This is a genomic window from Deltaproteobacteria bacterium, from assembly GCA_016933965.1.
GTDB lineage: Bacteria > Desulfobacterota > Syntrophia > Syntrophales > UBA2210 > JAFGTS01.
Window position 1 is genome coordinate 1 of sequence record JAFGTS010000005.1, and the last position, 12693, is coordinate 12693.

The window sequence follows — 12693 nt, forward strand, 5'->3', positions numbered from 1 at the left end:
GGAACGAGAGGGGCGAGCCGGTCTGCATGATGGATTCCTTTCTGGACATTACGGAGCGCAAGCGGATGGAGGAGGAGCTCCGGATCAAGGACAGCGCCATCGCATCGTCAATAAACGGCATCGCTATAGGCGACCTTGAAGGGAATATCACCTATGTGAACGATGCCTTTCTGAGACTCTGGGGTGGAAAGGACAAAGCCGAAATTCTGGGCAAATCGGCCGTGACCTTCGCGCAGTCGGAGTCGGAGGCCATCGACATAATCAATTTCGTTCGCGAAAAGGGGAAATGGCTCGGTGAAATAACGGGAACAAAAAAGGACGGGACCCCGATCACCGTTCAGATTTCCGCGAGCATCGTCAACAATGACAGGGGAACTCCGATCTGCCTGATGTGTTCCTTTGTCGACATTACAGAGCGGCGCAGGGCTGAGGACGCCCTTCAGCGGGCTTACGGGGAACTGGAACTGCGGGTTCATGAAAGGACCCGTGAACTGACGGAGGCGAACATACGGCTCAAGAATGAGATCGAGGAGAGGGTGGTGGCGGAGAAGGAGCTTCGCCGGAAGGAGCGTGAACTTGAGTTGAAGTCTCTGAATCTTGAAGAGGCGAACACGGCCATGAAGGTACTGCTCAAACGCCGCGAGCAGGATAAGGAGGAACTTGAGGAGCGGATGCTTTCCAATGTCAAGGAGCTTGTCATGCCCAACATAGAAAAGCTCCGCAACGCACATCTGAACGAACGGCAACAGGTGTATCTCGATATCCTCGAGTCCAACCTCAGGGATATCGTGTCTCCCTTCCTGAGAAAGCTCTCGTCACAATACATGAACCTTACACCCACGGAAATACAAGTGGCCTCGCTGGTTCGCGAGGGAAGGACGACGAAGGATATTTCTGAGATATTGAATGTTTCGGACCGGGCCGTGGAGTTTCACAGGAACAATATCAGGATGAAGCTGGGGCTGAAGAACAAAAAGACCAACCTCCGTTCATACCTGCTTTCGTTGAATTAATCCCCCTTCTTGTCCCGATCGTCCGTGCCGTCCTTGAACCGTTCGTCCGCCACCCGGTTGAGGTTCTTCACCGGCCTGCATGAGAACCATCCCGTTCTGACGGGAGACCCCCCGGCAAAATCCGGTATATGAGGTTTGATGTCGAGAAGCGGTGTGCCGTCCACCATGTCAACGTTTTTGATGAAAAGGACGTTTCCGTCGATACCGGTCAACTCAACCACGGACAACCCGATGGGATTGGGACGCCGCGGCGCCCTTGTCGAAAAGACCCCCCGTGTCGCGGTATCGAGAAAAGGCACCACTTTGAGAGAAAACCCGTTCGAGAGATGGAAATGATAGATCAGGACAATATGGGAAAAACCGGTAACGTCCTGCAATCCTTCGCAGTAGGACGCCTCCAGTTCGACGGTTCCCTCGATCCCTATAGCCGCCACGGGCTGTATCGGAACGTTCTTGATGGTCTTGAAGGGTGTATGAATGATCCCGATAGGACTGTATGTGATTTCTTTCATATGGGGTACCTCTGCCGATACCGGAGAATCGTCGTTCTGATCCCCGGTTCAGGATATCTCGATAACCGTTCCCGCGCCGCCTTCGATAATTCTGTTGGGGAACCGGGCGATTATCTCCGTTCTGTATTCCGTGCAATGGGTGGGACAGATCAGGCTCAGTTCTTTCAACCGGTCGAAATCGTTGAATCCGTGAAGACCGCCGATGAGGCCACGGGGTTTTCCATAGGGTGCCGCTGCTTCCAGGATCATCGCCACGCCGGGATGGGAACATCCCACGATGACGACCGTCCCGCGGGTCGTTTGCATCACCAGGGACTGTTCGATGCCTCCCAGAAGACCGGTGAGATGAATGTCATTTTCCAGGTCGACCGGCGCGTCGGTGGCGATAATGACCTGCCGGGCGGAAGAATGAGGGACGATGGAAGGGGCCGGCAGGTGGAGCGTAACGTCCCTGTTCAGTGATAGAAAGGCTGCAAGGCCGCCGGTATGGTCCCAGTGGTCATGGGAGATTACAACGGAATCGATCGTGGCGGCGTCGACACCCAGAACATTCATGTTTTCCAGCAAAATATCACCCCGGGCCCCTGTGTCAAAGAGGATCCTTCGATCGCCCGCTTCGACGAGACAGGCAAAACCCCAGTCCGACCGAAGATCGCGTTGCCGGCTGTAATTGTCGTAGAGTATCGTCAGTTTGATGGCCATCGCCGCCTCCGCGGGTCTGTTGTTATGTGATCCCTGTCTGGAATTATGGCAGACTCCCGCATTTCCGCCATTTTGAATGTTCCCTCTACCATAATCGATCGCTTCTGTCGACCCATAGGCTGCATGTTCCCGCTGATTGTATATGTGTGAGGTGAGGAACCCCTGTCTCGGGGATATCGACGGTCCTGAAAAAAGAAAGGGACCGGCTCTTGGAAAGGAGGAAAACCAAGGCCGGCCCCTGGTTAATAATGTGAGGTGTATTGGCGTTGACAATTTAAAAAGCAATGTCTATGCCACAAAAAGGATGACGTGGGGCATCACCGATAAGCAGTCAACATTAAAGAAAAAACATAAAAAAGCATTATTCTCTTCCTCGAACGTTTAAAAAAGAGATGGATAAAAAATAACCATTTGTGGTATCCGGGTGGATACAAAATAACCATTCGGGGATGTGAAATAGCGATGAGCCTTTCTGAAAACACGGGGATATTCGCGGGTGCGGACCGCCCATTAAGAATGGCATCAATATTGCTGTCCCTATCGGTGCTATGACGATGGCACGCAAGCGATCATGGATAACGGTACCGCCCCTGATAATTATCGGGGCCGTGATAATTCTCGGGGCGATCCTGCTCTTCGTTACCCTTGAGAACATACACAGAGAGAACGAAAACGCGGAAAACCTTCTTTTGGAACGAGGAAGCGCGCTCATCCGCTCCTTTGAAGCGGGCATCAGGACCGGAGTCCTGGGCATGCAGTGGGACAGTCCCCAGATCAGAAAATGGCTCACGGAAACGGCCCAGCAACCCGGCATATTCTACCTGGTGGTAACGGATCACACCGGGAAGATCCTCGCGCACAGCGATCCCTCAAAGATCGGCGAGCAGTACGAAACGGAACTGGATCTCGAGTCCGTCACACAATCACCTCTGCCCACGTGGAGAAAAAAATCAGAATCCCGTGGCCAGGAGGTATTTGAAATTGCAAATAAGTGCTCGCCCCTTCCCGGCCAGCTGGTTACTTACATTCGAACGGAGTCACCCCATGAATGGCTCCGTTTGCAGATATCCGCAAAGGAAGGTGAAGAGATCGCCAGACTCGCCATGGTCGTGGGGCTGGATATGGCACCCATTGAACGGGCCAGAAAGGAAGATATACGAAACACCATTCTCGCGGCACTGTTCCTGCTGCTCCTGGGATTTGCCGGGATCGTATCTCTCACTCTCGCCCACGGATACCGTGCGGCGAGAACGACGCTGACAAAGATCAAGGCATTCTCCGATACTCTTGTGGACAACATGCCGGTAGGCATCATAGCCCTTGACCGCGAGGAACTGGTAACATCAATAAACCCCACGGCGGAACTGCTTCTGCGTACAACCCGGGAGACGTCCGTCGGAAAACCTGCCGATAAGGTCATTCCCGGGCCGATCAGGAAAATGACGGAAGAACTGAAGAGGGGTGAACACATAACAGCCCATGAACTGGAATGTGCCGTAGAACCGGGTTTGACGCTTCCGCTTGATGTAACGGCCACCATTCTGGAAGAGGATGACGGAACGTTTCTGGGCCATGTCTTTCTCATTCGGGATCTCACTGAGATACGGAAACTGCGCCGGGAGATAGAGAGAAGCCAGCGGCTGGCGTCCCTGGGACGGCTTGCCGCGGGAATAGCTCACGAAATAAGAAACCCCCTGAGTTCGATCAAGGGATTCGCCACGTACTTCGGGGAACGCTACCGCGATGTTCCGGAGGACCGGGACACGGCGCAGATAATGGTGGAAGAAGTGGACCGGTTGAACCGCGTCATCGGCGAACTTCTGGAGTTCGCGCGTCCGATGAACATCCAGTTGCGGGAAACATCACTGCCTGAACTGGTGCAGCATGCGGTGAAACTTGTCGAAGAACAGGCCCGTGACAGGAACATCACTCTCGCGGTGCATGCCGGTTCGGAAATTCCCGCCGTTCCTGTCGATCCGGACCGGTTCAATCAGGTCCTGCTGAACCTCTATCTGAACTCCATACAGGCGATGGAAGATGGCGGCCTGCTGACGACGAACATCATTCCGAACGGACCGCGTGAGGTGAGCATTATCGTGACCGATACGGGAAAGGGAATCCCCCGAAAGGACCTGGGAAAAATATTTGATCCCTATTTTACGACCAAGCCCTCCGGAACAGGCCTGGGTCTTGCCATCGTCCACCGCATCATAGAGGCCCACGAAGGGACCCTGCGCGTCGAGAGCGAACCGGGGAAGGGAACAACGGTGCGAATATCGCTGCCCCTTCAGAGTGGCGGGGTGGTGAATAACAGAGGGGTGTGACAGGGGTCCGCAACGCCCCGGCTTGAAGAAGGACAGGAGCATGGATCAGAAGGGGACAATTCTCGTTGTTGATGATGACCGGGCACATCGTACCATGCTGCGGACGCTTCTCAAGGGGTGGGGCTATCCCGTGGAGGAGGCGGATGACGGCGACAGGGCCGTCGAGATGGTACGTGAACGTGCCTTTGATCTGATCCTGATGGATATCCGTATGGTGCGGGTTTCCGGGCTCGAGGCCCTTGAGATGATAAAGGATATCAACCCGGCCATTCCGATCATCATCATGACGGCCTATTCATCCATTGAGACCGCGAAGGAGGCCCTGAAAAAAGGAGCCTATGATTACCTCACAAAACCACTGGATTTCGACGAACTGAAGATCATCATGGCCCATGCCATGGAGCACCGGCAGCTTCGCGAGGAAAACCGGATGCTCAGGGAACACCTGGGGGCGCAGTTCGACCCGGGGAATATCATCGGCCGCAGCGAGACCATGGTGCAATTGATGGAAACCGTGGCCCAGGTGGCGCCCTCGGACGCCACCGTTCTCATTTCCGGTGAATCGGGAACGGGAAAGGAACTGATCGCCGGGGCGATCCACTATAACAGTTCCCGGAAGCTCGGACCTTTCATCAGAATAAACTGTGCCGCCATTACGGAAACCCTTCTTGAGTCAGAACTGTTCGGGCATGAAAAGGGTTCCTTTACCGGTGCCGATCGGAAAAAGGAGGGAAAGTTCCGACAGGCCGACGGAGGTACCCTGTTCCTCGATGAAGTGAGCGAGATGTCGCTCTCGATGCAGGTAAAATTGCTCCGGGTCCTGCAGGAACGTGAGATAACGAGGGTCGGCGGTGAAGAGGTGATACCCGTCAATGTCCGTGTCATCGCGGCCACGAACAAGGACCTGGTCAGGGAAGTGGATGAAGGGCGTTTTCGTGATGACCTCTTTTATCGCCTGAACGTGGTCTCCATCAGGGTGCCGGGCCTGGTGGAGCGCCGGGATGATATTCCGCTCCTGTCGCAGCACTTTCTGAACCTCTTCGCTGAAAAGAATAACAAGAACATACGGGGATTCACGCCACAGGCGATGGACCGGCTCATCAAGCACCGGTGGCCGGGGAATATCCGGGAGCTCATGAACGTTATCGAGCGTGCCGTCGTGCTCACCAGGGCCGAGTATCTCGACGAGGATGACCTGTCGATCGCCGGCGGGCAGGGCCAGGCTGCAGCCGCCGAATTCTCCGGGAATGTGCCCCTCGAGGAGGTTGAAAAAAGCACCATACTCAAGACGCTCGATATAACGGGAGGGAACAAGAGCGAGACAGCGCGGCGGCTTGGGATCACCAGGAAGACACTGCGGGAGAAGCTGAAGAAATACGGGGTGTCCGATTAAATAATACTGGCTGCAACAAGCACGGGAGGGGGCGGTCGGCGACGCGTGCTGAATAGCGGCGGCCCCGGCCTTCCTTAAAAAGGAGAGTGAATGGCGAAACTGACAAAGGAAAAGGGTGCCCGGGGGCGACTGCACATCGAATCACCGCTGACGGGTGAATCCCTTGTCAGCAAGGAATTTCTGAAGAGAACGGAGATAACCGATCATTTCCGGATGCATCCCGATATCAATGTCGTCAAGATCGGGGGTCAGAGTATCATTGACAGGGGGCGGGACGCCCTCCTGCCTGTTCTCGACGTCCTTGTCCAGGCCAAGGAACAGCATAAGATACTACTTATGACAGGCGGTGGGACGAGAGCCCGCCATGTATTTTCTATCGGCATGGACCTGGGCATGCCGCCCGGCGTCCTTTCAAAACTCGCCGATAAGGTGTCCTGGCAGAATGCTGAAATGGTCAGCGTCCTCCTTGCCAAACACGGCGGGGTCAAGATCGGTCACGGTGACAATCTCGAGCAGCTTACCATGTTCTGCCAACTTGGCTTCCTGCCGATCACTTACGGTGTCCCTCCATATGGATATTTTGAACATCCGGCCCAGTTCGGCGCCATTCCTCCCCACCGGACCGACTGCGGCGCCTTTCTCCTGGCGGAAAATATCGGTGCCCGTTCACTGATCTATCTCAAGGATGAAGCAGGTCTTTTCCCCCTGGACCCCAAGAAGGTGAAACAGGCGCAGCGTAAGGGTTTGCGTCCTTTTAAACGGATTTCCGTTGACGAACTTCTCGATATGGATCTCGACGACCTCATCATCGAACGAGATGTACTGACCCTCATGAAACGGGCGAAACTTATCGACAAACTGCAGGTGATCGACGCCCTGCATTATCCGGGGCACATTCTGGCGGCCCTTGAAGGCGAGGAGGTGGGTACCGTCATCTACCGGTCATAGGGGAGATGTTTGTCAGTACCTATCAATCAGCCGGTTTTTCTTCCTTGCCGGCCTTGAGGATCACCAGTTCGGCGCCTGTCGCCGCCGCGATCTGCTCAAGCTCCATTTTTCTCATGTGCACGGCATGGAAGGTAAGGTCGACGCCGCTGACGCCGCATACCCGGAAGCGGGGCTTTTTTTCCCCCTCTTCGATCTTTCTTCGCTCTCGAACAAAAATCAACGGTTTCATAGCGTTCTCCTTTTCAGGAATATTTAAATAGTATATATATCCTAAAAGAACATATGTCAAAGGATAGATCATGGAAAGAGGAAAAAGAAAACGTCACCCATCAGAGGGCAGGCAGGAGCGGTACATTCAGCCGTCACTGCTGCTCGGTCTCTGTAGCGGTTCATCCTATGGTTACGAATTGATAAAAAAAATAAAGGACCTTGGATTCATTCAGGGACCGGTGCCGCCGGGAATGATCTACCGGCACCTCCGGCAGCTGGAAGATGACGGCCTTGTATCCTCCCGGTGGGACACGAAGGGAACGGGACCGGCGAAGCGGATCTATCATCTCACCGAGGCAGGAACGGAGATGCTCGCCCTCTGGGTGGACTTCATGGAAGAGCAGAAGAACTGCCTGAACGCCTTTCTTGAGCGATATGAACAACTTATAAGGTGAGGGAAAACTGAAAATCCTTCTCAGGGGAGCATGGTTACCTTTCCCCCTCTTCCCTTTGGTTCGTCAATGCATTCCCAGACACCATTTTGCCGGGCCTTCAGTGGGATGACGGCCTGGCCGCCCCAGAAACGGGGACGGACCCAGCCTTTTGAGATGACCATATCATCGGGTGAAGGAACGCAGGCGTTCCTGTCGAGCGATACCGCCTGGATACAATGCCTTGAAAATTCCGATACAGGAAATATTGCAGGGAAGTCGCGGAGCCGGCCGAACTCTATGAAACGGCCGCACCAGCCCGTCGCGGTAAGCCCGACCGCAGCGGCCGCACCGATGATTCCGTCATTCGTACCGCCGTGGCCGGAGAGGTGAATACCATCCGTCGCCCGAAGGGCATCCCGCTGGGTTACGACCTCCTTCACGCATCGATAGCCGAAGCCCTTCAGTTCGTTGAGAACGCCGTTTCCTTCGATGGCGACGCAGATGCCGGGGTCACTCCCCTCCAGGGAATATTTCCTGACGTGTTCGATCGCCCGGCAGGTGATCGTGTCCAGCAGGGATCTGTCGGGAACATGAACGACAACACAGGCGGCGCTGTTGTGGGACGTATAGGGGATAGCATCATTTACGAGAAGTTGCTGGCGTAAAACACCCCAGAGCCGGCATTCCTCCGGAAGAAAGTTCTCGAACCATCTGGCCAGTTTTCCCGTTCCACGGTCGGAATCGAGCGTGTCCGTATCATCAAACCCGATATATGCTTTCATGTTTTCTTTCCCGACGGGTACCGGCAGCCGTTCAAAAACAGTGTATCGATGATGCCTTGAATGACACGTGCAGGGGTACCCCTTCACTGATTTCAAGTTCTATCAGAGATCGTTTTGTTATCGATGCCTTGAAGGTCGATGAACCGACTTCGACCTCCACCTCGTAATACAGCCCCTGGTCGATCACTTTCCTGACGGTGCCGGGAAAGGTGTTTCTCATGCTGGAATCGATGTTTTCCCGGCTGAGGACCACGTCTTCAGGGCGAATGGCCACATAACCCCTGCTGTTCGGCGGTTGCCGCCCCACGTCGATTTCGATCCCTCCGTAACGGGCCGTCTGATTGGTAAATTCAACGGGAAAGAGATTTTTCATCCCCACGAAGTCGGCGACAAAGGCGGAGTTGGGGCGCTGGAAAATGTCCTTGATGCTTCCCACCTGCACGATCTTCCCCTCGTTCATGATAGCGCCGCGGTCAGCCAGTGAAAGGGCGTCGATGAAGTCGTGGGTGACCATGAAAAACGTGGACCGGGACGACCGGTGAAGGCGCTTGAGTCCTCTTCGGACCTCTTCACGGAACCCGGGGTCCAGGGCCGACAACGGTTCGTCGAGAAGCAGGATCTTCGGTTCCACCATGAGCGCGCGGGCAAGGGAAACACGCTGGTTCTCCCCGCCGCTCAGGTTCGTGGGGAGCCGTTTCAGCAGATGTGAAAGGTTCAGGTCCTCCACGAGGTGATCCATCCGCCGTTTCCGTTCCCTTTTATCCACCCGGTGAAAATGAAGTCCGTAGGTGATATTTTCCGCCACCGTCAAATGCGGAAAGAGGCAGAAATCCTGGTATACGATGGCCACGCCCCGTTTTTCAGGGGGGCGCCGTGTCACGTTCCGCTCTTCAATGAAAATGTTCCCCCTCTCGATCGGGACCAGTCCAGCGATTGCCTCAAGAAGCACGGTCTTTCCGGCGCCGGTCGGTCCCATGAGCACGAAAAACTCGTTTTCACCGATATCAAGGGTAATGTCTGAGAGGACGAAATCACCCAGTGTGGTGCCGGCATGTTCGATTCGGATCATGTCTGTTTTCCACTCCTGAGCGTGAGTATCCGGAGGATCAGAAAGAGCAGCAGGCAGACCGTCACCAGCCAGACGGCCACCGGTTGAGAGTACCGCAACCCGTATCCTTCGAAACGCTCATAGATGAGAACCGGCGCGATCATTGGATGGTAGGCGACGATGACGACGGCGCCGAACTCGCTGATCGCCCGCGCCGAGCACATGATAAGACCGATGAGCATGCTCCGCCAGGCAAGGGGGAAGGTGATCCGTGAGAAGGTTTCGAACATGGTCGCGCCGAGGCTTCGTGATACGTTCTCCAGGCGCGGCGAGATGCTTTCAAAACCGTTCTTGACGGTATTCACATAAAAGGGGATCCCCACAAAGGTGAGGACCGTGACGATTCCTGTTACACTGCCCATGATCCGGATCCCCAGTTCGCTGAAGAGCTCGCCGATCCAGTGATTTTTTCCGGCCACGCTGAGGATCGCGATGCCCACCACGGGATGGGGGATGACGATCGGAAGATCGATGATGCTTTCCACGAACCGCTTACCGTAAAAGGTGGTGCGTGCAAGGATATAGGCAAGAGGTGTCCCGAAAACAAAAGAAATGAGTGCGGCCAGTCCGGCCGTGTATATACTCAGCCAGATCGACCGCACCACATTCGGGTCCTTCATGGTTTCCCGCATCATGACCAGAGACGGCGCGGTCAGCATTTCGATCAGGGGAACCAGGATGAAAGCGATTATCAGAACACCGCATGATACAGTGACCCAGAAAAACGGTTCTTTCCGTATCATAAATATCTTTCTAACCTTTAATGCTTTCGTAAAAAGTCACAACAAAAGGCACAGGGACTTTTATCCGACATCGTCAATCCTTCACTTCCACGAGATTCTTCAATTCCGCCGGGAGACGCTCCAGCATGGCGGCCGTGGGAACCCGGCAGGGGATGAAGGGAGGCTGGCCCATGTCCTTGAGGACCTTCAAACCACCCTGGGGATCAAGCATGTATGCCAGAAAGGCGATCGCCGCCTCTCTGTTTGGTGCGTTCTTTATGAGGGTGACACCGTAAGTACAGGAACTTCCCTTCATCTCCATGAAGGTGCCCGGTTCCTTGCCGGTGACCTTGACGACCGCTTCCGCATAAAGGTTATCGTACTGGTAATTTCCGAGATTTATCTCGTCGGGAAGAATAATGTATTTGAGTTCGTGCTGAACGGCGACTGAAAGGTATTCCCAGGCATAATCCATGTTGCCCGTCTGGAGGAGCGAGACGAGCTCGACGGACTTGGGCCTGATGTTCTCGATGGGGCGATTGGCCAGTAATTTTTCATAGAGTCCCGGGATCTTGTAATATTTTTCCGCGAGCTGCAGGACCATGAGGGAGCGGTATCCGCAGGGGTCGAGATTCGGGTCGGAGTGGCCCCAGACAACTCCTTCCTTCTGAAGGATCTCATACCAGTTTCCCGCATTGACCTCGCCGGCATAAGCGCTCTTGTCGGTATAGCAGAGGACGAGCTGGTTCGTCGCGAAACGGATGTTCACGTCTGCATATTCAGGCACCAAAAGCTTGTCGATGACCGTGTAATCCGCCGACGCCATGATGTCGCAGGGTTTCTTGAGGTCCGATACCTTCCGGGCCGCCTTCTGACTTCCGCTTGCCTCGCGCTGAAGGTCAACCTTCGGATATTTCGCTTCAAAGGCCTTTTCCATGGCTTCAAAAGGAACCGAAAGGCTTCCGGCGTGGAACATGTCCAGCGTTCCCGACGGTTCCGCCGGTGCGCCCCCAGGGAACGCACAGAAGATAAACATGAAAAAAGCCGCCGCGATGAATACTGACGAATATTTTAATTTCATGGTTCCAGACTCCTTTCCTTTTTGCCGGAGTTTTTTGCGGGTCGGCTGTTGCCGGCATCACTTTTTTCAAACAGCCACGGCCGCCCGGACAAAGTCCTTTTTAAAACAAAATTGTCATTATCTGTCAATATCAAATACTATTCATAACAAATACGGATGAGTTGTTTCGATAGGGACATATGACCATTTCCTGAGTTCCTCCGTGACCAACGACCCGGAAGACCACGCACAACATGTTGACAATCTTATCGATTGACGAAGGTCATGATCCGTGGTACTGAATCCCGCATGGATGAAATGCTGACAACGAAGGAACTCGCCGAGATTCTCCGGTTGAATGAGAAAAAGGTGTATCAACTTGTCAGGGACGGTGGTGTGCCCCACGTGCGGATCGCCGGCAAATGGCTTTTCCCCCGTAAACATGTGATGCGCTGGCTCGATGAGCAGGTGCATCGTGAACGGGACATCCGGATCATGGGAAGTGACGATGTCCTCGTGGACCGTCTCATTTCCCTCTATTCCCGTGAGCAGTACCCGGAATCGATGGCCTTTTATGCGGCCATGGGAAGCACGAAAGGAATTGACGCCCTTTCACGGAAAAAGGGCCACGCCTGCTGCACTCATATCCTTGACACGGAAACGGGTGAGTATAATCTTCCCGTACTTGCGCGACTGATGCCGGACCGGCAGTATGTGGTGATCAATCTCTGGTACCGGAAACAGGGGCTCATCGTCAAAAAAGGGAACCCCCTGGGGATCGGGTCGCTGGCGGACGTGGCGAGGCGAAAGGCGACGTTCATAAACCGGAACAAGGGTTCCGGTACAAGGGTCCTGCTGGAATATCTCCTGGGCGAAGAAGAGATCGACGAACGGGACATCACCGGATTTACCGATGAAGTGGATTCTCATCTCGGTGTCGCCCTGAGAGTTCTTTTCGGTGAGGCCGATGCCGGTGTCGGTATCGAATACGTTACCCATCCCCTGGGACTTGATTTTGTGCCGATCCGGGAAGAACGGTTCGATCTCGTCGTGCCGAAGGAACTCTGGTCAACGGGGATCGTCAGGGAATTCGTTTCCTACCTTGATCCGCTGAGGATTAAAAAAATATCCCGTAACCTTCCGGGCTATGATCTTCGTGAAACAGGAAAAGTGATATTTGAGGGCTGACGGGGCAGGCGGTGATTCGCGGTTTCTCATCCATACCGCGCTTTCATGATCACAATATAAAAGGAGAACGAAAACCCCACGGCGTTTCCTGCGATAACGGGTGCCGAGCGGATCAGAATACCGTAAATGAACCAGAGAAAGAGCCCCACCGATAGGACCGAAAAGGCCCAGAGCGAAAGGTCCTTTGTTTTTTTGGTCCGGTACACCTTGATGACCTGGGGTGCCATGGACAGGGCCGATATGAAGGCGGCGACGAACCCGATGATGGCGGCTGTTTCCATGTGATTTCCGATCGAT

Annotated in this window: 14 protein-coding genes; 6 read left to right on the forward strand and 8 right to left on the reverse strand. The window is 54.4% G+C overall.

What is annotated here, in order from left to right:
- Window positions 1-1013, forward strand: a 1013-nt coding sequence (locus tag JXO48_01020; GenBank protein MBN2282448.1) for a PAS domain-containing protein, incomplete at its 5' end; no start/stop codon positions are given.
- Here the strand turns inward: JXO48_01020 and tsaA are convergent.
- Window positions 1010-1525: a tRNA (N6-threonylcarbamoyladenosine(37)-N6)-methyltransferase TrmO gene (tsaA, locus tag JXO48_01025; protein ID MBN2282449.1), complete on the reverse strand. Its 516-nt coding sequence runs from the start codon at window positions 1523-1525 to the stop codon at window positions 1010-1012. The genes JXO48_01020 and tsaA overlap by 4 nt on opposite strands.
- A 48-nt stretch (window positions 1526-1573) precedes the next feature.
- Window positions 1574-2227, reverse strand: coding sequence for an MBL fold metallo-hydrolase (locus tag JXO48_01030; protein ID MBN2282450.1), 654 nt, complete (start codon window positions 2225-2227; stop codon window positions 1574-1576).
- A gap of 554 nt (window positions 2228-2781) precedes the next feature.
- Between JXO48_01030 and JXO48_01035 the strand changes: the two genes are divergently transcribed.
- The 3 genes from JXO48_01035 (at window position 2782) to JXO48_01045 (ending at window position 6892) form a co-directional block, all read left to right on the forward strand.
- The gene (locus tag JXO48_01035) at window positions 2782-4551 is read left to right on the forward strand and encodes a PAS domain-containing protein (GenBank protein MBN2282451.1); all 1770 of its coding nucleotides are present in this window, start codon (window positions 2782-2784) and stop codon (window positions 4549-4551) included.
- Window positions 4552-4591: 40 nt separating this feature from the next.
- Window positions 4592-5944: a sigma-54-dependent Fis family transcriptional regulator gene (locus tag JXO48_01040; protein MBN2282452.1), complete on the forward strand. Its 1353-nt coding sequence runs from the start codon at window positions 4592-4594 to the stop codon at window positions 5942-5944.
- A gap of 90 nt (window positions 5945-6034) precedes the next feature.
- The gene (locus JXO48_01045) at window positions 6035-6892 is read left to right on the forward strand and encodes a uridine kinase (protein MBN2282453.1); all 858 of its coding nucleotides are present in this window, start codon (window positions 6035-6037) and stop codon (window positions 6890-6892) included.
- Between the two features lie 22 nt (window positions 6893-6914).
- Here JXO48_01045 and JXO48_01050 read toward each other — a convergent pair whose 3' ends face one another.
- On the reverse strand, window positions 6915-7121 hold the full coding sequence (locus tag JXO48_01050) for a hypothetical protein (GenBank protein ID MBN2282454.1): 207 nt from the start codon (window positions 7119-7121) through the stop codon (window positions 6915-6917).
- 70 nt (window positions 7122-7191) lie between these two features.
- Between JXO48_01050 and JXO48_01055 the strand changes: the two genes are divergently transcribed.
- Complete coding sequence (locus JXO48_01055) at window positions 7192-7557, forward strand: helix-turn-helix transcriptional regulator (protein MBN2282455.1); 366 nt, start codon at window positions 7192-7194, stop codon at window positions 7555-7557.
- A 20-nt stretch (window positions 7558-7577) separates the two neighbouring features.
- Here the strand turns inward: JXO48_01055 and JXO48_01060 are convergent, their stop codons facing one another.
- The 4 genes from JXO48_01060 to wtpA form a co-directional block, all read right to left on the reverse strand.
- Window positions 7578-8318 carry a hypothetical protein gene (locus JXO48_01060; GenBank protein MBN2282456.1) on the reverse strand — a complete coding sequence of 247 codons (741 nt, stop codon included), beginning with the start codon at window positions 8316-8318 and terminating at the stop codon, window positions 7578-7580.
- A 31-nt stretch (window positions 8319-8349) separates the two neighbouring features.
- Window positions 8350-9387, reverse strand: a complete 1038-nt coding sequence (locus JXO48_01065) for an ABC transporter ATP-binding protein (protein ID MBN2282457.1) — start codon at window positions 9385-9387, stop codon at window positions 8350-8352.
- The gene (locus JXO48_01070; protein MBN2282458.1) at window positions 9384-10169 is read right to left on the reverse strand and encodes an ABC transporter permease; all 786 of its coding nucleotides are present in this window, start codon (window positions 10167-10169) and stop codon (window positions 9384-9386) included. Before JXO48_01070 ends, JXO48_01065 begins: the two co-directional genes overlap by 4 nt.
- 73 nt (window positions 10170-10242) lie before the next feature.
- Complete coding sequence (gene wtpA, locus JXO48_01075) at window positions 10243-11229, reverse strand: tungstate ABC transporter substrate-binding protein WtpA (protein MBN2282459.1); 987 nt, start codon at window positions 11227-11229, stop codon at window positions 10243-10245.
- Between the two features lie 264 nt (window positions 11230-11493).
- Between wtpA and JXO48_01080 the strand changes: the two genes are divergently transcribed.
- Window positions 11494-12396, forward strand: coding sequence for a helix-turn-helix transcriptional regulator (locus tag JXO48_01080; protein ID MBN2282460.1), 903 nt, complete (start codon window positions 11494-11496; stop codon window positions 12394-12396).
- Between the two features lie 26 nt (window positions 12397-12422).
- On the opposite strand, the gene JXO48_01085 is transcribed toward JXO48_01080, so the two are convergent.
- The gene (locus JXO48_01085; protein MBN2282461.1) at window positions 12423-12677 is read right to left on the reverse strand and encodes a SemiSWEET transporter; all 255 of its coding nucleotides are present in this window, start codon (window positions 12675-12677) and stop codon (window positions 12423-12425) included.
- Between the last annotated feature and the right edge of the window lie 16 nt (window positions 12678-12693).